The 20,003-nt window shown below is 66.3% G+C and carries 20 protein-coding genes; all 20 read left to right on the top strand.

Annotated elements, in window-relative coordinates; translation table 11 throughout:
- Positions 1 to 318: 318 nt before the first annotated feature.
- The 20 genes from rpoB to rplE all read left to right on the top strand — a co-directional run bounded on the left by rpoB (position 319) and on the right by rplE (position 20,002).
- Entirely contained in the window at positions 319 to 3,786 is a 3,468-nt protein-coding gene (gene rpoB / locus ACSC1Q_RS25550; RefSeq protein WP_350970960.1) for a DNA-directed RNA polymerase subunit beta, read from the top strand.
- Positions 3,787 to 3,813: 27 nt separating this feature from the next.
- A complete protein-coding gene (locus tag ACSC1Q_RS25545; RefSeq protein WP_436761215.1) occupies positions 3,814 to 7,701 on the top strand; it encodes a DNA-directed RNA polymerase subunit beta' in 3,888 nt (1,295 codons plus the stop codon).
- Positions 7,702 to 8,309: 608 nt separating this feature from the next.
- Positions 8,310 to 8,681, top strand: a complete 372-nt coding sequence (gene rpsL / locus ACSC1Q_RS25540; RefSeq protein ID WP_012887826.1) for a 30S ribosomal protein S12 — start codon at positions 8,310 to 8,312, stop codon at positions 8,679 to 8,681.
- A gap of 2 nt (positions 8,682 to 8,683) precedes the next feature.
- Positions 8,684 to 9,154, top strand: coding sequence for a 30S ribosomal protein S7 (gene rpsG / locus ACSC1Q_RS25535; protein WP_012887827.1), 471 nt, complete (start codon positions 8,684 to 8,686; stop codon positions 9,152 to 9,154).
- 87 nt (positions 9,155 to 9,241) lie between these two features.
- Positions 9,242 to 11,290: an elongation factor G gene (gene fusA / locus ACSC1Q_RS25530; protein WP_436761336.1), complete on the top strand. Its 2,049-nt coding sequence runs from the start codon at positions 9,242 to 9,244 to the stop codon at positions 11,288 to 11,290.
- Positions 11,291 to 11,592: 302 nt separating this feature from the next.
- A complete protein-coding gene (gene tuf / locus ACSC1Q_RS25525; protein ID WP_350970957.1) occupies positions 11,593 to 12,786 on the top strand; it encodes an elongation factor Tu in 1,194 nt (397 codons plus the stop codon).
- Positions 12,787 to 13,120: 334 nt separating this feature from the next.
- The gene (rpsJ, locus tag ACSC1Q_RS25520) at positions 13,121 to 13,429 is read left to right on the top strand and encodes a 30S ribosomal protein S10 (RefSeq protein WP_030912931.1); all 309 of its coding nucleotides are present in this window, start codon (positions 13,121 to 13,123) and stop codon (positions 13,427 to 13,429) included.
- 14 nt (positions 13,430 to 13,443) lie between these two features.
- Entirely contained in the window at positions 13,444 to 14,097 is a 654-nt protein-coding gene (gene rplC, locus ACSC1Q_RS25515) for a 50S ribosomal protein L3 (RefSeq protein ID WP_329089937.1), read from the top strand.
- A complete protein-coding gene (gene rplD / locus ACSC1Q_RS25510; protein WP_436761214.1) occupies positions 14,094 to 14,741 on the top strand; it encodes a 50S ribosomal protein L4 in 648 nt (215 codons plus the stop codon). Before rplC ends, rplD begins: the two co-directional genes overlap by 4 nt.
- Complete coding sequence (gene rplW / locus ACSC1Q_RS25505; RefSeq protein ID WP_030912923.1) at positions 14,741 to 15,043, top strand: 50S ribosomal protein L23; 303 nt, start codon at positions 14,741 to 14,743, stop codon at positions 15,041 to 15,043. Before rplD ends, rplW begins: the two co-directional genes overlap by 1 nt.
- Positions 15,044 to 15,134: 91 nt before the next feature.
- The gene (rplB, locus tag ACSC1Q_RS25500; protein ID WP_329089941.1) at positions 15,135 to 15,971 is read left to right on the top strand and encodes a 50S ribosomal protein L2; all 837 of its coding nucleotides are present in this window, start codon (positions 15,135 to 15,137) and stop codon (positions 15,969 to 15,971) included.
- A gap of 11 nt (positions 15,972 to 15,982) precedes the next feature.
- The gene (gene rpsS, locus ACSC1Q_RS25495) at positions 15,983 to 16,261 is read left to right on the top strand and encodes a 30S ribosomal protein S19 (RefSeq protein ID WP_012887835.1); all 279 of its coding nucleotides are present in this window, start codon (positions 15,983 to 15,985) and stop codon (positions 16,259 to 16,261) included.
- Positions 16,262 to 16,336: 75 nt separating this feature from the next.
- The gene (rplV, locus tag ACSC1Q_RS25490) at positions 16,337 to 16,690 is read left to right on the top strand and encodes a 50S ribosomal protein L22 (RefSeq protein ID WP_030912916.1); all 354 of its coding nucleotides are present in this window, start codon (positions 16,337 to 16,339) and stop codon (positions 16,688 to 16,690) included.
- Entirely contained in the window at positions 16,690 to 17,559 is an 870-nt protein-coding gene (rpsC, locus tag ACSC1Q_RS25485) for a 30S ribosomal protein S3 (protein ID WP_344746699.1), read from the top strand. Before rplV ends, rpsC begins: the two co-directional genes overlap by 1 nt.
- A gap of 2 nt (positions 17,560 to 17,561) precedes the next feature.
- Positions 17,562 to 17,981 (top strand): 50S ribosomal protein L16, encoded by a 420-nt coding sequence (rplP, locus tag ACSC1Q_RS25480; protein WP_030912912.1) that lies wholly within the window; start codon positions 17,562 to 17,564, stop codon positions 17,979 to 17,981.
- Entirely contained in the window at positions 17,981 to 18,217 is a 237-nt protein-coding gene (rpmC, locus tag ACSC1Q_RS25475) for a 50S ribosomal protein L29 (protein WP_030912909.1), read from the top strand. The genes rplP and rpmC overlap by 1 nt, the downstream gene beginning before the upstream one ends.
- Positions 18,210 to 18,491: a 30S ribosomal protein S17 gene (gene rpsQ / locus ACSC1Q_RS25470; protein ID WP_326635528.1), complete on the top strand. Its 282-nt coding sequence runs from the start codon at positions 18,210 to 18,212 to the stop codon at positions 18,489 to 18,491. Before rpmC ends, rpsQ begins: the two co-directional genes overlap by 8 nt.
- 187 nt (positions 18,492 to 18,678) lie before the next feature.
- Positions 18,679 to 19,047 carry a 50S ribosomal protein L14 gene (gene rplN, locus ACSC1Q_RS25465; RefSeq protein WP_012887841.1) on the top strand — a complete coding sequence of 123 codons (369 nt, stop codon included), beginning with the start codon at positions 18,679 to 18,681 and terminating at the stop codon, positions 19,045 to 19,047.
- Complete coding sequence (gene rplX / locus ACSC1Q_RS25460; protein WP_436761213.1) at positions 19,047 to 19,424, top strand: 50S ribosomal protein L24; 378 nt, start codon at positions 19,047 to 19,049, stop codon at positions 19,422 to 19,424. The genes rplN and rplX overlap by 1 nt, the downstream gene beginning before the upstream one ends.
- A complete protein-coding gene (gene rplE / locus ACSC1Q_RS25455; RefSeq protein ID WP_329089947.1) occupies positions 19,424 to 20,002 on the top strand; it encodes a 50S ribosomal protein L5 in 579 nt (192 codons plus the stop codon). The genes rplX and rplE overlap by 1 nt, the downstream gene beginning before the upstream one ends.
- Position 20,003 lies beyond the last annotated feature (1 nt).

Genomic DNA, 20,003 nt, shown 5'->3' with positions numbered 1-20,003 from the left:
GACTCAGCGTCAGCCGCACCAGGTCGGACATCGTCTCCGGTCTTGTGGTGTACGCAGGTCACCCGGTGGGAAAACTCCCAGGGTCTCGGCTGTCTCCCGGCCGAAATGTCAGCTCCCGGGCTTGACGTTTCGACTCTGACGAGCGATGCTGCGACCAACGTGGAGCTTGCAGAGAGACTGAAGTGGACAGGTGTATGCCGTTCGGCTACACTGCCCCTTTGCGCTGCCCTTTGACGACCCGCTTCTTTTGGTGCTCTGATGCATGGTCGTCTGGCGTGCGTGTAGTCAGTCCGCCGCGAGCCCTCGGAAGGACATCTGTTGGCAGCCTCGCGCAACGCCTTCGCCGTACCCGCCGGTCCCCGTCGTGTGTCTTTCGCACGAATTCAGGAGCCGCTAGAAGTTCCTGACCTTCTCGCTCTTCAGACCGAGTCCTTCGACTGGTTGCTCGGCAACGAGAAGTGGAAGGGGCGGGTCGAGGCGGCTCGCCAGGCCGGGCGCAAGGACGTTCCGGCCCAGTCGGGCCTCGAAGAGATCTTCGAGGAGATCAGTCCCATCGAGGACTTCTCCGGGACCATGTCCCTGTCGTTCCGCGATCACCGGTTCGAGCCGCCCAAGTACTCAGTCGATGAGTGCAAAGACAAGGACATGACCTACTCCGCCCCGATGTTCGTCACGGCGGAGTTCATCAATAACACCACTGGTGAGATCAAGAGCCAGACCGTGTTCATGGGCGACTTCCCGCTCATGACCGGCAAGGGCACTTTCATCATCAACGGCACCGAGCGTGTCGTCGTCTCCCAGCTGGTCCGGTCCCCGGGCGTCTACTTCGACCGCAGTGTCGACAAGACCTCCGACAAGGACCTCTACGGATGCAAGGTGATCCCCTCCCGGGGCGCCTGGCTCGAATTCGAGATCGACAAGCGCGACAGCGTCGGTGTCCGCATCGACCGCAAGCGCAAGCAGGCCGTCACCGTCCTGCTCAAGGCGCTCGGCTGGACCAGCGAGCAGATCCTTGAGCGCTTCGGCCAGTACGAGTCCATGCGCGCCACCCTGGAGAAGGACCACACGGCCGGCCAGGACGACGCGCTGCTCGACATCTACCGCAAGCTGCGCCCGGGCGAGCCGCCGACCAAGGAGTCGGCGCAGACGCTGCTGGAGAACCTGTACTTCAACTCCAAGCGCTACGACCTCGCCAAGGTCGGCCGATACAAGATCAACAAGAAGCTCGGGGTCGACAGCGAGATCACCCAGGGCACGCTCACCGAGGACGACATCGTCGCCACCATCGAGTACATCGTCCGGCTGCACGCCGGCGAGGTCGAGATGCCCGGCGCCAACGGTGAGATCGTCGTCGAGACCGACGACATCGACCACTTCGGCAACCGCCGTCTCCGCACGGTGGGCGAGCTCATCCAGAACCAGGTCCGCCTGGGCCTGGCCCGCATGGAGCGCGTCGTCCGCGAGCGGATGACGACCCAGGACGTCGAGGCGATCACGCCGCAGACCCTGATCAACATCCGCCCGGTCGTGGCGTCGATCAAGGAGTTCTTCGGCACCTCCCAGCTGTCGCAGTTCATGGACCAGACCAACCCCCTGGCCGGCCTGACGCACAAGCGTCGTCTGTCCGCGCTGGGCCCCGGTGGTCTGTCCCGCGAGCGGGCCGGCTTCGAGGTCCGTGACGTCCACCCGTCGCACTACGGCCGCATGTGCCCGATCGAGACGCCGGAAGGACCGAACATCGGTCTGATCGGCTCGCTCGCCTCCTTCGGCCGGGTCAACTCCTTCGGTTTCGTCGAGACCCCCTACCGCAAGGTCGTCGAGGGCCGGGTCACCGACCAGGTCGACTACCTGACCGCGGACGAGGAGGACCGGCACGTCATCGCCCAGGCGAACACGCCGATCGGTCCCGACGGAACGTTCCTCGAACCGCGCGTGCTCGTCCGCAGGAAGGGCGGGGAGTTCGAGTCCCTGCGCGCCAACGAGGTCGACTACATGGACGTCTCGGCACGCCAGATGGTGTCCGTGGCGACCGCGATGATCCCGTTCCTGGAGCACGACGACGCCAACCGCGCGCTCATGGGCTCCAACATGCAGCGCCAGTCGGTGCCGCTGCTCAAGAGCGAGGCGCCGCTGGTCGGCACCGGCATGGAGTACCGTGCCGCGACCGACGCCGGCGACGTCATCACCGCCGACAAGGCCGGCGTGGTCGAGGAGGTCTCCGCCGACTACGTCACGGTGATGAACGACGACGGCACCCGCACGACCTACCGGGTCGCCAAGTTCAAGCGCTCCAACCAGGGCACCTGCTTCAACCAGAAGCCGATCGTGAAGGAAGGCGACCGGATCGAGGTGAACCAGGTCGTCGCCGACGGTCCCTGCACCGACGACGGCGAGATGGCCCTGGGCAAGAACCTCCTCGTGGCGTTCATGCCGTGGGAGGGCCACAACTACGAGGACGCGATCATCCTCTCCCAGCGCCTGGTGCAGGACGACGTCCTCTCCTCGATCCACATCGAGGAGCACGAGGTCGACGCCCGCGACACCAAGCTGGGCCCCGAGGAGATCACCCGGGACATCCCGAACGTCTCCGAGGAGGTCCTGGCCGACCTCGACGAGCGCGGCATCATCCGCATCGGCGCCGAGGTCGTCCCCGGCGACATCCTCGTCGGCAAGGTCACGCCCAAGGGCGAGACCGAGCTCACCCCCGAGGAGCGCCTGCTCCGCGCGATCTTCGGTGAGAAGGCCCGCGAGGTCCGTGACACCTCCCTGAAGGTGCCGCACGGCGAGCAGGGCAAGGTCATCGGCGTCCGCGTGTTCAGCCGCGAGGAGGGCGACGAGCTCCCCCCCGGCGTCAACGAGCTGGTCCGCGTCTACGTGGCCCAGAAGCGTAAGATCACCGACGGCGACAAGCTGGCCGGACGGCACGGCAACAAGGGCGTCATCTCCAAGATCCTCCCGGTCGAGGACATGCCGTTCCTTGAGGACGGCACCGCCGTCGACATCATCCTCAACCCCCTGGGCGTGCCCGGCCGTATGAACGTCGGCCAGGTCCTGGAGACCCACCTCGGGTGGATCGCCGCCAGAGGGTGGGACATCACCGGCATCCAGGAGGCCTGGGCCGAGCGGCTGCGCGACAAGGGCTTCGCCGAGGTCGACCCGCGCACCAACATGGCCACGCCGGTGTTCGACGGTGCCAACGAGGAAGAGATCATCGGTCTGCTCGACAACACCCTGGTCAACAGGGACGGCGGGCGCATGGTCGGCGCGAACGGAAAGGCCCAGCTGTTCGACGGCCGTTCCGGGGAGCCGTTCCCGCACCCGATCTCCGTCGGCTACATCTACATCCTGAAGCTGCTCCACCTGGTCGACGACAAGATCCACGCTCGTTCGACCGGCCCGTACTCCATGATCACCCAGCAGCCGCTCGGCGGTAAGGCCCAGTTCGGTGGCCAGCGCTTCGGTGAGATGGAGGTCTGGGCCCTGGAGGCGTACGGCGCCGCCTACGCCCTGCAGGAGCTGCTCACCATCAAGTCCGACGACGTCCTGGGCCGCGTGAAGGTCTACGAGGCGATCGTCAAGGGCGAGAACATTCCCGAGCCGGGCATCCCGGAGTCGTTCAAGGTGCTCATCAAGGAAATGCAGTCGCTGTGCCTGAACGTCGAGGTGCTCTCCAGCGACGGCATGTCCATCGAGATGCGCGACACCGACGAGGACGTCTTCCGCGCCGCGGAGGAGCTCGGCATCGACCTGTCCCGGCGTGAGCCGAGCAGCGTCGAAGAGGTCTGATCTAGAAGCTGAGGAGGGGATTACATAGTGCTCGACGTCAACTTCTTCGACGAGCTTCGGATCGGCCTCGCGACCGCCGACGACATCCGCCAGTGGTCGCACGGCGAGGTGAAGAAGCCCGAGACGATCAACTACCGGACGCTCAAGCCCGAGAAGGACGGACTCTTCTGCGAGAAGATCTTCGGTCCGACCCGTGACTGGGAGTGCTACTGCGGTAAGTACAAGCGCGTCCGTTTCAAGGGCATCATCTGTGAGCGCTGTGGCGTCGAGGTGACCCGCGCCAAGGTGCGTCGTGAGCGGATGGGCCACATCGAGCTGGCCGCGCCCGTCACGCACATCTGGTACTTCAAGGGTGTCCCGTCCCGTCTGGGATACCTGCTCGACCTGGCCCCGAAGGATCTTGAGAAGGTCATCTACTTCGCGGCCTACATGATCACGCACGTCGACAAGGAAATGCGCGAGCGTGACCTGCCGTCGCTGGAGGCGAAGATCTCCGTCGAGCGGCAGCACATCGAGCAGCGCCGTGACGCCGACATCGAGGCTCGCCAGCGCAAGCTGGAGACCGACCTGGCCGAGCTTGAGGCCGCGGGCGCCAAGGGCGACCAGCGCCGCAAGGTCCGCGAGGGCGCCGAGCGTGAGATGCGGCAGCTGCGCGACCGGGCCCAGCGCGAGCTGGACCGGCTGGACGAGGTCTGGAGCCGCTTCAAGAACCTCAAGGTCCAGGACCTTGAGGGCGACGAGCTCCTCTACCGCGAGATGCGCGACCGTTTCGGCCGCTACTTCCGCGGTGGCATGGGCGCCCAGGCCATCCAGGAGCGTCTGACCAACTTCGACCTCGCCCTTGAGGCCGAGAACCTGCGCGAGACGATCCGCAGCGGCAAGGGCCAGAAGAAGGCCCGCGCGCTCAAGCGTCTCAAGGTCGTGTCGGCGTTCCTGAACACCCGCAACTCGCCCAACGGGATGGTCCTCGACTGCATCCCGGTCATCCCGCCGGACCTGCGCCCGATGGTGCAGCTCGACGGTGGCCGGTTCGCGACCTCGGACCTGAACGACCTGTACCGCCGGGTGATCAACCGGAACAACCGCCTCAAGCGGCTTCTCGACCTCGGTGCCCCCGAGATCATCGTGAACAACGAGAAGCGGATGCTCCAGGAGGCCGTCGACGCGCTGTTCGACAACGGCCGCCGCGGCCGCCCGGTCACCGGGCCCGGCAACCGTCCCCTGAAGTCCCTCAGCGACATGCTGAAGGGCAAGCAGGGCCGGTTCCGCCAGAACCTGCTGGGCAAGCGAGTCGACTACTCCGGCCGTTCGGTCATCGTCGTCGGCCCGCAGCTGAAGCTGCACCAGTGCGGCCTGCCCAAGCAGATGGCGCTGGAGCTCTTCAAGCCGTTCGTGATGAAGCGCCTGGTCGACCTGAACCACGCGCAGAACATCAAGTCGGCCAAGCGGATGGTCGAGCGTGCCCGGCCGGTCGTGTGGGACGTCCTCGAAGAGGTCATCACCGAGCACCCCGTGCTGCTCAACCGCGCGCCGACCCTGCACCGCCTGGGCATCCAGGCCTTCGAGCCGCAGCTGGTCGAGGGCAAGGCCATCCAGATCCACCCGCTCGTCTGCACCGCGTTCAACGCGGACTTCGACGGTGACCAGATGGCCGTGCACCTGCCGCTGTCGGCCGAGGCGCAGGCCGAGGCCCGCATCCTGATGCTGTCGACGAACAACATCCTCAAGCCGGCCGACGGCAAGCCCGTGACCATGCCCACCCAGGACATGATCATCGGCCTCTACTCGCTGACCACGCTCAAGGACGAGGACGAGAACGGCGTCGGCAGGGGCCGGGTCTTCGGCTCGGTGTCGGAGGCGCTCATGGCCTTCGACCGCCGCGAGCTGGACATCCAGTCGCTGATCCAGATCCGGATGAAGGGCGACGTCCCGCCGCCCCGCGGCTGGGCCGGTCCCGAGGGCTGGGAGGCGGGTGACAGCTACCGCCTGGAGACCACCCTGGGCCGTTGCCTGTTCAACCAGACCCTTCCGGCTAACTACCCGTACGTGAACTCGCAGGTCGGCAAGAAGCAGCTGTCGGTCATCGTCAACGAGCTCGCCGAGAAGTACCCCAAGGTCGAGGTCGCCGCGGCGCTCGACGCCCTCAAGGACGCCGGTTTCTACTGGGCGACCAGGGCCGGTGTGACGATCTCCATCGAGGACGTCATCTCGCCGCCGAACAAGGCCGAGATCATGGAGACGTACGAGCGCAGGGCCGACAAGGTCCAGCGTGAGTACGAGCGCGGTCTGATCACGGACGAGGAGCGCCGCCAGGAGCTCATCGAGATCTGGACGCACGCGACCAGTGACGTGACCGACGACATGCAGAAGGCGTTCCCGAAGACCAACCCGGTCTGGATGATGGTCCAGTCGGGCGCCCGAGGAAACCTGATGCAGGTCCGGCAGATCTCCGGCATCCGCGGTCTGGTGTCCAACACCAAGGGTGAGACGATCCCGCGTCCGATCAAGGCCTCGTTCCGCGAGGGCCTGTCGGTGCTGGAGTACTTCATCTCCACCCACGGCCAGCGGAAGGGGCTGGCGGACACCGCGCTGCGGACCGCCGACTCGGGTTACCTGACCCGTCGTCTGGTGGACGTCGCGCAGGACGTCATCGTCCGCGAGATCGACTGCGGCACCGACCGCGGCGTCCCGCTGCACGTCGGCGAGCGCGACGCCCAGGGCAACCTGGTCAAGGCGGAGAACGCCGAGAGCAACGTGCACGGCCGCATCCTCGCCGAGGACGTGGAGGTGGACGGCAAGATCATCGTGCCGGTGGGCGTCGACATCAACGACATCCACGTCACCGCGCTGGTCGAGGCCGGTGTGGAGACCGTCAGGACCCGCAGCGCCCTCGTCTGCGAGGCCAAGATCGGTGTCTGCGCCACCTGCTACGGCCGCTCGCTCGCGACCGGCAAGCTCGTGGACGTCGGCGAGGCGGTCGGCATCATCGCCGCCCAGTCGATCGGCGAGCCCGGCACCCAGCTGACGATGCGTACCTTCCACACCGGTGGTGTGGCGGGTGCGGACATCACCCACGGTCTGCCCCGTGTGCAGGAGCTCTTCGAGGCGCGCGTCCCCAAGGGCGTCGCCCCGATCAGCGAGGCCGAGGGCCGGGTCCGCATCGACGAGACCGACAAGACGCGGAAGATCGTGATCGTCCCGGACGACGGTTCCGAGGAGGTCGCGTACCCGGTGTCGATGCGGTCGCGCATGCTCGTCTCCGACGGGCAGCGGGCCGGTGTCGGCCAGCAGCTGATCGCCGGTGCGGTCAACCCCAACGAGGTGCTGCGCATCCTCGGCCCCCGTGCCGTGCAGCTGCACCTCGTGGCGGAGGTCCAGCAGGTCTACCGCTCGCAGGGTGTGTCGATCCACGACAAGCACATCGAGATCATCGTGCGGCAGATGCTCAAGCGCGTGAACGTGCTGGAGTCCGGCGACGCCGACATGCTGCCCGGTGAGCTCGTCGAGCGGCCGCGCTTCGAGCGGATCAACCGCGAGTGCGTGGCGGAGGGCGGCACGCCGGCCTCCGGACGCCCGGTGCTGATGGGCATCACCAAGGCCTCGCTCGCCACCGAGTCCTGGCTGTCCGCGGCGTCCTTCCAGGAGACGACCCGAGTGCTCACCGACGCGGCGATCCACGCCAAGTCGGACTCGCTGCTCGGCCTCAAGGAGAACGTCATCATCGGAAAGCTCATCCCGGCCGGTACGGGCATGCCCCAGTACCGCAACATCCGGGTCGAGCCGACCGAGGAGGCGAAGGCCGCCATGTACACCGTCGGCGGTTACGACGGCTCCGCGGCCGACTACACCTTCGGCTCGGGCTCCGGTGAGGCCGTGCCGCTGGAGGAGTACGACTTCGGGCAGTACAACCGCTAGGCGGCACGAGCGCTGAACGGCTGAGTGGTCACGGGCGGCGCCCGGTCCCCGGAAGGGGGCCGGGCGCCGTCGCCTTTTCCGGCCGTCGTCCCTCCCTTCCCCTCCCTCGGCCTCCCGGCCGTCGCCGCTTTTTCCTTCCCGCGGGCCCGGTAGCTGGGGATGTGGACCTTTCTTGACCGGAATGTTGCGGCGAAAGCCGTACGTTAATGCGGAGAACGGCCGGAGAAGTGCCCGGCGGCGGGTAAACTCGACACGGACCCAGAAGCGGTCGGTCGGAAACCGATCGCGGGAGTCATGACACGAACGCCGACGCCTGGCGGACGCACCCGTTTTGACGTGTTGCGTTGGGCTGGGTAGTCTTTTCCTTCGTGCCCATGTCTTCATGGGCCTTCATGCGTGCGCGTCGACAGGTTTCCCGCTGGGGAGTCGGCAGAGGCGCCGCGTGGCCTCCTCCACCGGACCGGCCTTAACCGGGATGTGGCGCGGAACCTACGCGACACGCCCGACCGCGTGGGTCGGAGGGGATGAAAGAACCGCAGGTCATGACACCGGCAGCACCTGCAAAATGCACGACATTCGAATTACCGGCTAGCACGAACGGAGACGCGGTGCCCACGATTCAGCAGCTGGTCCGCAAGGGCCGCCAGGACAAGGTCACCAAGACCAAGACCCCGGCGCTCAAGGCCAGCCCTCAGCGACGCGGCACCTGCATGCGCGTTTACACCACGACCCCGAAGAAGCCGAACTCCGCGCTCCGCAAGGTCGCGCGTGTCCGGCTCACCAACGGCATCGAGGTCACGGCCTACATCCCCGGTGTCGGCCACAACCTCCAGGAGCACTCCATCGTGCTCGTCCGTGGTGGTCGTGTGAAGGACCTGCCGGGTGTTCGCTACAAGATCATCCGCGGCTCGCTCGACACCCAGGGTGTCCGTAACCGCAAGCAGGCCCGTAGCCGTTACGGCGCGAAGAAGGAGAAGTAGGAATGCCTCGCAAGGGTTCTCCTGGCCGTCGTCAGCTCATGGCTGACCCGGTTCACAACTCGCCCCTGGTCACCGCGCTCATCAACAAGGTGCTCCTGGACGGCAAGCGATCCATCGCCCAGTCCATCGTGTACGGCGCCCTCGAAGGCGCCAAGGAGAAGACCGGCAACGACCCGGTCGTCACCCTGAAGCGCGCGCTGGACAACGTCAAGCCCACCCTTGAGGTCCGCAGCCGCCGTGTCGGTGGCGCGACCTACCAGGTCCCGGTCGAGGTGCGCGCGGCGCGCAGCACCACCCTGGCCCTGCGCTGGCTGGTGCAGTACTCCCGCGCCCGCCGCGAGAAGACCATGACCGAGCGCCTCATGAACGAACTGCTCGACGCCAGCAACGGCCTCGGCGCAAGCGTCAAGAAGCGCGAGGACACCCACAAGATGGCCGAGTCCAACAAGGCCTTCGCCCACTACCGCTGGTAACAGCGGGTTCGACGAGACGACGAGGACGCGAGAGAAGTGGCCACCACGACCGCTCTTGACCTGGCCAAGGTCCGTAACATCGGGATCATGGCCCACATCGACGCGGGCAAGACCACGACGACCGAGCGCATCCTGTTCTACACCGGTATCAACTACAAGATCGGTGAGGTCCACGAGGGCGCAGCCACGATGGACTGGATGGAGCAGGAGCAGGAGCGTGGTATCACCATCACCTCCGCTGCCACGACCTGCGAATGGCTCGGCCACACGATCAACATCATCGACACGCCGGGCCACGTGGACTTCACGATCGAGGTGGAGCGCTCGCTCCGCGTCCTCGACGGTGCCGTCGCCGTGTTCGACGGCGTCGCCGGTGTCGAGCCGCAGTCCGAGACGGTCTGGCGTCAGGCCGACCGCTACGAAGTGCCCAGGATCTGCTTCGTCAACAAGATGGACCGGGTCGGCGCGGAGTTCCACCGCTGCGTCGACATGATGATCAGCCGCCTGAACGCGACCCCCGCCGTCATCCAGCTTCCCTGGGGCGTCGAGGCCGACTTCAAGGGCGTCATCGACCTGGTCAAGATGAAGGGCCTGCTCTGGAGCGCCGAGGCGGCCAAGGGCGAGATGTACGAGACCGTCGACATCCCGGCCGAGCACGCCGAGATCGCTCGCGAGTGGCGTGACAAGCTCGTCGAGACGGTCTCCGAGAACGACGACGAGCTGATGGAGCTCTTCCTGGAGGGCGTCGAGCCCGCCGAGGAGCAGCTGGTCGCGGCCATCCGCCGCGCCACGCTGGCCAGCGCCATCAACCCGGTCCTGACCGGCACCGCGTTCAAGAACAAGGGCGTCCAGCCCCTGCTCGACGCGATCGTCGCCTACCTCCCCGCCCCGATCGACATCCCGGCCTTCAAGGGCCACGCGGTCGGCAAGGAGGAGGAGGTCATCGAGCGTCACGCCGACGTGAACGAGCCCTTCTCCGCGCTCGCCTTCAAGATCATGAGCGACCAGCACCTTGGCCGCCTCACCTACATCCGCATCTACTCGGGCACGCTCGAGACCGGCACCGCCGTGGTCAACTCGGTGAAGGGCCGCAAGGAGCGGATCGGCAAGATCTACCAGATGCACGCCAACAAGCGCGAAGAGCGCCCGTCGGCCGTCGCGGGTCAGATCGTCGCCGTGATGGGCCTGAAGGACACCACCACCGGTGACACCCTGTCGGACCCGGCTCACCCCGTGGTCCTGGAGTCGATGAACTTCCCGGCGCCGGTCATCAGCGTCGCCATCGAGCCCAAGACCAAGGGTGACCAGGAGAAGCTGGGCACCGCGATCCAGCGTCTGGCCGAGGAGGACCCGTCCTTCCAGGTCCGTCGTGACGACGAGACCGGGCAGACGGTCATCTGGGGAATGGGCGAGCTCCACCTGGAGATCCTCGTCGACCGGATGCGCCGCGAGTTCAAGGTCGAGGCCAACATCGGCCGGCCTCAGGTGGCCTACCGGGAGACCATCCGCCGCAAGGTGGAGAAGGTCGACTACGTCCACAAGAAGCAGACCGGTGGTTCCGGCCAGTTCGCCAAGGTCATCATCGACATTGAGCCGCTGGGCGAGGGCAACGACGGTTACGAGTTCTCGAACAAGGTCTCCGGTGGCCGCATCCCGAGGGAGTACATCCCCTCGGTCGACGCGGGCGCCCAGGAGGCGGCCGAGTTCGGTGTTCTCGCCGGATACCCCATGGTCGGGGTCAAGGTCACCCTGCAGGACGGCGCCTACCACGAGGTGGACTCGTCCGAAATGGCCTTCAAGATCGCTGGCTCGATGGCCTTCAAGGAGGCCGCGCGCAAGGCGGACGCCGTAATCCTGGAGCCGATGATGGCCGTCGAGGTCACCACGCCCGAGGACTACATGGGTGACGTCATCGGTGACCTCAACGGTCGCCGCGGGCAGATCCAGGCGATGGACGAGCGCTCCGGCGCCCGGATCATCAAGGCGCTCGTGCCGCTCTCCGAGATGTTCGGCTACGTGGGAGACCTCCGTAGCAAGACTCAGGGACGCGCGAGCTACAGCATGCAGTTCGACTCCTACGCGGAAGTGCCTGCGCACATCGCCAAGGAGATCGTCGCGAAGGTGCGGGGCGAGTAGTCCAGCACCGTTCCGGGTGCGGGAGGCGAGGAGATCGTCGCCCCGCTACCGGAGGGGTGCGGGGCGAGTAGTCCAGCACCGTTCCGGGTGCGGGAGGCGAGGAGATCGTCGCCCCGCTACCGGAGGGGTGCGGGGCGAGTAGTCCAGCACCGTTCCGGGTGCGGGAGGCGAGAAGATCGCCCCCCGTCACCGGAGGGGTGCGGGGCGGGAGTTCTCTCGCCGGCCGGTTCCGAACAGGAGCCGGCCTCCCCAAGCCCGAATATGAAGACGCAAGTCACGTCAGAATCTCTAAGGAGAGAGCAGTGGCCAAGGCCAAGTTCGAGCGGACCAAGCCGCACGTAAACATCGGCACCATTGGGCACATCGACCACGGCAAGACCACTCTGACCGCGGCGATCACCAAGGTGCTCCACGAGCGTTTCCCGAACCTCAACGAGGCGACCCCGTTCGACAAGATCGACAAGGCGCCCGAGGAGAAGGCTCGTGGTATCACGATCTCCATCGCGCACGTCGAGTACCAGACCGAGAAGCGCCACTACGCCCACGTGGACTGCCCCGGTCACGCCGACTACGTGAAGAACATGATCACCGGCGCGGCTCAGATGGACGGTGCGATCCTCGTGGTCGCCGCCACCGACGGCCCGATGCCGCAGACGAAGGAGCACGTCCTCCTGGCCCGCCAGGTCGGCGTCCCCTACATCGTCGTGGCCCTCAACAAGTCCGACATGGTGGACGACGAGGAGATCCTGGAGCTCGTCGAGCTTGAGGTCCGCGAGCTTCTCTCGGCCCAGGAGTTCCCCGGCGACGACCTGCCGGTCGTCCGCGTCTCGGCGCTGAAGGCGCTTGAGGGCGACGCCAAGTGGGGCGACTCGATCATCGAGCTCATGACCGCCGTGGACGAGAACGTCCCCGAGCCGACCCGTGAGACCGAGAAGCCGTTCCTGATGCCGATCGAGGACGTCTTCTCGATCACCGGTCGCGGCACGGTCGTCACCGGCCGTATCGAGCGCGGTGTCGTCAAGGTCAACGAGACCGTCGACATCATCGGCATCAAGGAGACCAAGACCACCACCACGGTCACCGGTGTCGAGATGTTCCGCAAGCTCCTCGACGAGGGCCAGGCGGGCGACAACGTCGGCCTGCTCCTCCGTGGCATCAAGCGCGAGGACGTCGAGCGCGGCCAGTGCATCATCAAGCCGGGCACGACCACCCCGCACACCGAGTTCGAGGCCCAGGTCTACATCCTGAGCAAGGACGAGGGCGGCCGCCACACCCCGTTCTTCAACAACTACCGCCCGCAGTTCTACTTCCGTACGACCGACGTGACCGGCGTGGTGAACCTCCCCGAGGGCACCGAGATGGTCATGCCCGGCGACAACACGGAGATGAACGTCGCGCTGATCCAGCCCATCGCGATGGAGGACGGTCTCAAGTTCGCCATCCGCGAGGGTGGCCGCACCGTCGGTGCGGGTCGAGTGACCAAGATCATCAAGTAGTACGATCGCGGAGCGGCGGCCGGCCCTCGAAGCAGGGCCGGCCGCCTCCCCACGAGGGGGCCGCGCCGCAGGGCGCGGACCTGGCAGGACCCCACGAACCGTGATCTCGCAGTTGGTTCGGCCGAAGGATGACCGAACTAATTGCCAGATCACGGAAGAAAGCGCGGACTCACAGCGTCTGCTACGTGGGGCATGTGCGGAGAACGCCGCCCCAGGGCGTGACGTGCTCCGGCACGAACGTGGCGGGACCGTCCCCGACGGACCCGGCCATGACACAGCGGCAACAGGCCGCACGTAACTTTTTCAGACGACAGTGAAGGACACCGAGGCCATTATGGCGGGACAGAAGATCCGCATTCGGCTCAAGGCCTATGACCACGAGGTCATCGACGTCTCGGCCAAGAAGATCGTCGAGACGGTGACAAGGACTGGCGCCAAGGTCGCGGGCCCGGTGCCGCTGCCGACCGAGAAGAACGTGTACTGCGTCATCCGCTCGCCGCACAAGTACAAGGACAGCCGCGAGCACTTTGAGATGCGCACGCACAAGCGGCTGATTGACATCATCGACCCGACGCCGAAGACGGTCGACTCGCTCATGCGACTCGACCTTCCCGCCGGCGTTGACATCTCGATCAAGCTCTGAGGGAACGCACTGACATGGCTAACAAGATCAAGGGCGTCCTGGGCAAGAAGCTCGGCATGACCCAGGTCTTCGACGCGGACAACCGGATGGTCCCGGTGACCGTCGTCGAGGCTGGCCCGTGCGTCGTGACCCGCGTCCGCACCGCCGAGAAGGACGGCTACACCGCCGTCCAGCTTGGCTTCGGCCAGGTCGACCCGCGGAAGGTCAACAAGCCGCTCGGCGACTACCTGCGCAAGCACGACATCACCCCGCGCCGTTACTTCGCGGAGATCCGCACCGACGACGCGAGCGACTACACCCTGGGCCAGGAGCTCCTCGCCGACACCTTCGAGGCCGGCCAGTTCGTCGACGTGACGGGCAAGAGCAAGGGCAAGGGTTTCGCGGGTGTCATGAAGCGCCACGGCTTCAAGGGCCTGGGCGCCTCGCACGGTACGCAGCGCAAGCACCGCTCGCCCGGTTCCATCGGTGGCTGCGCCACCCCCGGCCGCGTCTTCAAGGGCGTGCGCATGGCGGGCCGGATGGGCAACGTCCGCACGACCGTCCAGAGCCTCAAGGTTCACGCCGTGGACGCCGAGAAGGGCCTCATCCTGATCAAGGGTGCGATCCCCGGCGCCAACGGCAGCCTGGTCCTGGTCCGCACCGCCGCCAAGAAGGGGGCTGCCAAGTGAGCACCATTGACGTCCTCGACGTGAAGGGCGAGAAGGCCGGGACCGTCGACCTGCCGGAGGACATCTTCGGGACGAAGGTCAACATCCCGCTGATCCACCAGGTCGTCGTGGCCCAGCTCGCCGCTCGCCGGCAGGGCACCCACAAGGCGAAGACCCGCGGTGAGGTCCGAGGCGGCGGCAAGAAGCCGTACCGCCAGAAGGGCACCGGCCGCGCCCGCCAGGGTTCGACCCGCGCCCCGCAGTTCACCGGCGGTGGCACCGTCCACGGCCCGGTTCCGCGGGACTACTCGCAGAAGACTCCCAAGAAGATGAAGGCCGCCGCCCTGCGCGGGGCCCTGTCCGACCGGGCGACCGGCGGCCGCGTTCACGTGGTCCGCGGTCTGGTCGACGGGGAGACCCCGAAGACCAAGGCGGCTCTCGAGTCGCTTCGCAGGCTCACCAAGGCCCGCAGCGTCCTGGTCGTCGTCGACGAGGGTGACGAGCTCAGCTGGCTGAGCCTGCGCAACGCTCCCGAGGTCCACCTCCTGGACGCCGGGCAGCTCAACACCTACGACGTGCTCTGCTACGACGACGTCGTCTTCACTCAGGACGCTTACGACCAGATCGTGGCGCGTCTGAGCAAGAGCGGGAAGGAAGACGCCTGATGGAGAAGATCGCCGACCCGCGCGACATCATCATCAAGCCGGTTGTCTCCGAGAAGAGCTACGGCCTGATCGACGAGCACAACAAGTACACGTTCCTGGTGCGGAAGACGGCCAACAAGACGCAGGTCAAGATCGCCGTTGAGAAGATCTTCGGTGTCAAGGTCGCCAGCGTCAACACCATCAACCGCCAGGGCAAGCGGAAGCGGACCAGGTTCGGCTACGGCCAGCGCCCGGCCACCAAGCGAGCCATCGTCAGCCTGGTCGAGGGCGACCGGATTGACATCTTCGGCCAGATCGGCTGACGCGCTCGCTCAGTAAGTACAGGGAGAAAGCCCCTCACCGCCTGGTGAGGGGCATTCGACCGGATTAACCGACGAAGGATGAACGAAAAAGATGGGCATCCGTAAACTCAAGCCGACGACCCCGGGTCGCCGCGGCGCCAGCGTCTCGGACTTTGCCGAGATCACGCGCAGCACGCCCGAGAAGTCGCTGCTTGCACCCCTGCACAGCAAGGGTGGCCGTAACGTCCACGGCCGAGTCACCACCCGTCACCAGGGCGGTGGCCACAAGCGCGCCTACCGGATCATCGATTTCCGGCGTCACGACAAGGACGGGATCCCGGCCAAGGTCGCTCACATCGAGTACGACCCGAACCGCACGTCCCGCATCGCGCTGCTGCACTACGCCGACGGGGAGAAGCGCTACATCCTCTGCCCCACCGGCCTCAAGCAGGGCGACAACATCGAGAACGGCCCCACGGCCGACATCAAGCCGGGTAACTGCCTCCCGCTGCGCAACATCCCGACCGGTACCTTCATCCACGCGGTGGAGCTCCGTCCGGGTGGTGGCGCCAAGCTGGGCCGGTCCGCCGGCGCGCAGATCCAGCTCCTCGCCAAGGAGGGCCAGTACGCCACGCTGCGTATGCCCTCCGGCGAGATGCGCCAGGTCGATGTTCGCTGCCGGGCCTCGATCGGCCAGGTCGGCAACGCCGAGCAGGCCAACATCAACTGGGGCAAGGCCGGCCGTATGCGGTGGAAGGGCAAGCGCCCCACCGTCCGCGGTGTCGCGATGAACCCGGTCGACCACCCGCACGGTGGTGGTGAGGGTAAGACCTCCGGCGGTCGTCACCCCGTCAACCCCAAGGGCAAGCCCGAGGGACGAACCCGTGCGGCGAACAAGGCCAGCGACCGGCTGATCATCCGCCGTCGTACCAAGCGGAAGAAGCGGTAGGAGCAGCCAAAATGCCACGTAGCCTTAAGAAGGGTCCCTTCGTGGACGACCACCTTCAGAAGAAGGTGGATGTCCAGAACGAGAAGGGCACCAAAAACGTCATCAAGACGTGGTCGCGGCGCTCCATGATCGTGCCCGACATGCTCGGTCACACGATCGCCGTTCACGACGGCCGCAAGCACGTCCCGGTGTTCGTCACCGAGTCGATGATCGGCCACAAGCTCGGTGAGTTCGCTCCCACGCGAACCTTCCGCAGCCACGTCAAGGAAGACCGCCGCAGCCGGCGATAAGCGCCTCAGGACGAGGACGTCGAGCCTCACAGGCGAGACGGACTCGGACAAAACGAAGGGTAAGAGGAGTAAGCGATGGAAGCCAGGGCTCAGGCGCGGTTCGCGCGCCACACGCCCATGAAGGCCCGCCGTGTGGTGGACCTCATTCGCGGGCTGCCCGCTTCGGAGGCGCAGGCCGTGCTGCAGTTCGCTCCCCAGTCGGCGAGCGAGACCGTGTACAAGGTGCTCTCGAGCGCCATTGCCAACGCGGAGCACAACTTCAAGCTCGACCGTGACACGCTCTTCGTGAGCCGTGCCTGGGTCGACGAGGGCCCGACGCTGAAGCGGTTTCGTCCCCGTGCTCAGGGTCGTGCCTATCGGATCAACAAGCGGACCAGCCACATCACCGTGATCGTGGAGTCCCGCGAGCCGAAGGGGAGGACCCGCTAGTGGGTCAGAAGGTTAACCCGCACGGGTTCCGCCTCGGCATCACGACCGACTTCAAGAGCCGGTGGTATGCCGACAAGCTCTACAAGTCGTACGTTGCCGAGGATGTGGCGATCCGCCGCATGCTCAAGAAGGGCATGGAGCGGGCCGGCATCTCCAAGGTGGAGATCGAGCGGACCACCGACCGGGTACAGGTCGACATTCACACCGCCCGTCCGGGCATCGTCATCGGCCGCCGCGGCGCCGAGGCGGACCGGATCCGCGGTGACCTCGAGAAGCTGACCAAGAAGCAGGTCCAGCTGAACATCCTTGAGGTCAAGAACCCCGAGATCGACGCTCAGCTCGTCGCCCAGGGTGTGGCCGAGCAGCTGTCCAGCCGTGTCTCGTTCCGCCGTGCCATGCGCAAGGCGATGCAGTCGGCGATGAAGAGCGGCGCCAAGGGCATCCGGGTGCAGTGCTCCGGTCGTCTCGGCGGCGCCGAGATGTCCCGTTCGGAGTTCTACCGCGAGGGCCGCGTGCCCCTGCACACCCTCCGCGCGGACATCGACTACGGCCTGTACGAGGCCCGCACCACCTTCGGCCGTATCGGCGTGAAGGTGTGGATCTACAAGGGTGAGGCTCCGACCAGCCGCGCCGAGCGCGAGGCGGCCGCCGCCGGTGCTCGCGCCGGCCAGCGTCGTGACCGCGACGACCGTCGTGGCCCCGGTGCCGGTGGCGGCGACCGTCCCCGTCGTGGCGGCGGCGCCGGTGGCGCCCGTCGTGGCGCCGGTGCCGGCCGTGGCGACCGTGCCTCCGCCCCCAGGAACGAGGCGGCCTCGCAGGCCGCCCCCGAGACCGGCCCGGCTGCGCAGCCGGGTGCTGAAGGGAGCTGACCATGCTGATCCCGCGCAGGGTCAAGCACCGCAAGCAGCACCGGCCCGACCGTCACGGCGCCGCCAAGGGCGGCACCAGGGTCGTGTTCGGCGAGTTCGGCATCCAGGCGATTGAGCACTCCTACGTGACCAACCGCCAGATCGAGTCGGCTCGTATCGCGATGACCCGTCACATCAAGCGTGGCGGAAAGGTCTGGATCAACATCTATCCGGACCGCCCCCTCACGAAGAAGCCCGCCGAGACCCGCATGGGTTCCGGTAAGGGTTCGCCGGAGTGGTGGATCGCCAACGTCAAGCCCGGCCGCATCATGTTCGAGCTGTCGGGTGTCGCCGAGCCGGTGGCTCGCGAGGCCCTGCGGCGTGCGATGCACAAGCTGCCGATGAAGTGCCGGTTCGTCAAGCGTGAAGTGGGTGAGGCGTGATGGCTAAGGGCCTGACCGCCGGTGAGCTGCGGGTGGAAGACCAGGACACCCTGGTCACGAAGCTGAAGGAAGCCAAGGAGGAGCTGTTCAACCTCCGCTTCCAGGCAGCGACCGGTCAGTTGGAGAGCCACGGGCGGTTGCGTGCCGTCCGCCGCGAGATCGCCCGTATCTACACCGTGATGCGCGAGCGGGAGCTCGGAATCGTCACGGTAGAGAAGGAGTCGATCGATGGCTGAGGCCACGGAAACCACGACCGAGACGCGGAACTACCGCAAGACCCGTGAGGGTCTGGTCGTCAGCGACAAAATGGACAAGACTGTCGTGGTCGCTGTCGAGGACCGCGTCAAGCACCCCCTGTACGGCAAGGTCATCCGCAGGACGACCAAGTACAAGGCGCACGACGAGGCCAACACCTGCGGTGTCGGCGACCGTGTCCTCCTGATGGAGACCCGGCCGCTGTCCGCCAGCAAGCGCTGGCGGGTCATCGAGATCCTCGAGAAGGCCAAGTAGGCAACGCGCCTCGTGGGGGGTGACACCGTCACCCCCCATGACGGCGTCCAAGGGGGCGAAGCGATCTTCGCCCCGCCTGTGGCGGCGGTCCTGAGAGGGGCTGTCGCCGGAGGAAAAAGACCATCAGGTTCCGCAAGGCTCACCCAGGAACGACGGGTGAGAACCGGCGAGACAAACAGGAGTTCAAGTGATCCAGCAGGAGTCGCGGCTCAAGGTCGCCGACAACACCGGTGCGAAGGAAGTCCTTTGCATCCGTGTTCTCGGTGGCTCGGGCCGCCGTTACGCGGGAATCGGCGACATCATCGTCGCCACGGTCAAGGACGCCATCCCCGGCGGCACCGTGAAGAAGGGCGATGTGGTCAAGGCCGTCATCGTCCGCACCGTCAAGGAGCGCCGTCGTCCCGACGGTTCCTACATCCGCTTCGACGAGAACGCCGCCGTCATCATCAAGGACAGCGGCGACCCCCGGGGCACCCGCATCTTCGGTCCCGTCGGTCGTGAGCTGCGTGACAAGAAGTTCATGCGGATCATCTCGCTCGCGCCGGAGGTGTTGTAATGCCGAAGCTTCATGTGAAGAAGGGTGACCTCGTCCTGGTCATCGCCGGCAAGGACAAGGGTGCCAAGGGTCGTGTGATCGCCGCCCACCCGCGCGACGAGCGTGTGGTGGTCGAGGGCGTCAACATGGTCAAGAAGCACACCAAGGAGACCAACCAGGGTCCGCGCGGCGCCAAGACCGGTGGCGTGCAGACCATGGAGGCCCCCATCCACGTGAGCAACGTCAAGAAGCTCAAGGATGAGAAGCCGGCCAAGGACGACAAGCCCGCGAAGAAGGAGTCGGCCAAGGCCGCTTCCGAGGAGCCGGCCAAGGACGACAAGCCCGCCAAGAAGGAGTCGGCCAAGGCCGCTTCCGAGGAGACGGGTGAGGACAACTGATGACCGCGAACACCACCGAGACCGGACAGCGGGCCCTCCCGCGCCTCAAGCAGCGCTACCGCGAAGAGATCATCGCGAAGCTGAACGAGCAGTTCGAGTTCGAGAACATCATGCTGGTGCCCACCATCACCAAGATCAAGGTGAACATGGGCGTCGGCGAGGCCGCGCGCGACTCGAAGCTCATCGAAGGCGCCGTCCGCGACCTCACCGTGATCACCGGCCAGAAGCCGGCGGTCGTCCGCGCCCGCAAGTCCATCGCCCAGTTCAAGCTGCGCGAGGGCATGCCGATCGGCGCGCACGTCACGCTTCGCGGTGACCGCATGTGGGAGTTCCTCGACCGGCTGCTCTCGCTGGCCCTGCCCCGCATCCGTGACTTCCGCGGTCTGTCGCCCAAGCAGTTCGACGGCAACGGGAACTACACCTTCGGTCTCACCGAGCAGGTCATGTTCCACGAGATCGACCAGGACAAGGTCGATCGCCAGCGTGGTATGGACATCACGGTCGTGACCACCGCTAAGACCGACGACCAGGGCCGGGCGCTGCTGAAGCAGCTCGGATTCCCGTTCAAGGAGGCCTGAT

This window comes from Streptosporangium heterodermiicola, from assembly GCF_051390675.1.
Lineage (GTDB): Bacteria > Actinomycetota > Actinomycetes > Streptosporangiales > Streptosporangiaceae > Streptosporangium.
This window is presented reverse-complemented; position numbering and strand designations above follow the sequence as displayed.

Excerpts from the sequence above, each read along its gene's own strand:
- rpsG (WP_012887827.1), top strand. The coding sequence starts at position 8,684 with ATGCCTCGCAAGGGTTCTCCTGGCCGTCGTCAGCTCATGGCTGACCCG.
- fusA (WP_436761336.1), top strand. The coding sequence starts at position 9,242 with ATGGCCCACATCGACGCGGGCAAGACCACGACGACCGAGCGCATCCTG.
- rpsJ (WP_030912931.1), top strand. The coding sequence starts at position 13,121 with ATGGCGGGACAGAAGATCCGCATTCGGCTCAAGGCCTATGACCACGAG.
- rplC (WP_329089937.1), top strand. The coding sequence starts at position 13,444 with ATGGCTAACAAGATCAAGGGCGTCCTGGGCAAGAAGCTCGGCATGACC.
- rplW (WP_030912923.1), top strand. The coding sequence starts at position 14,741 with ATGGAGAAGATCGCCGACCCGCGCGACATCATCATCAAGCCGGTTGTC.
- rplB (WP_329089941.1), top strand. The coding sequence starts at position 15,135 with ATGGGCATCCGTAAACTCAAGCCGACGACCCCGGGTCGCCGCGGCGCC.
- rpsS (WP_012887835.1), top strand. The coding sequence starts at position 15,983 with ATGCCACGTAGCCTTAAGAAGGGTCCCTTCGTGGACGACCACCTTCAG.
- rplV (WP_030912916.1), top strand. The coding sequence starts at position 16,337 with ATGGAAGCCAGGGCTCAGGCGCGGTTCGCGCGCCACACGCCCATGAAG.
- rplP (WP_030912912.1), top strand. The coding sequence starts at position 17,562 with ATGCTGATCCCGCGCAGGGTCAAGCACCGCAAGCAGCACCGGCCCGAC.
- rpmC (WP_030912909.1), top strand. The coding sequence starts at position 17,981 with ATGGCTAAGGGCCTGACCGCCGGTGAGCTGCGGGTGGAAGACCAGGAC.
- rpsQ (WP_326635528.1), top strand. The coding sequence starts at position 18,210 with ATGGCTGAGGCCACGGAAACCACGACCGAGACGCGGAACTACCGCAAG.
- rplX (WP_436761213.1), top strand. The coding sequence starts at position 19,047 with ATGCCGAAGCTTCATGTGAAGAAGGGTGACCTCGTCCTGGTCATCGCC.
- rplE (WP_329089947.1), top strand. The coding sequence starts at position 19,424 with ATGACCGCGAACACCACCGAGACCGGACAGCGGGCCCTCCCGCGCCTC.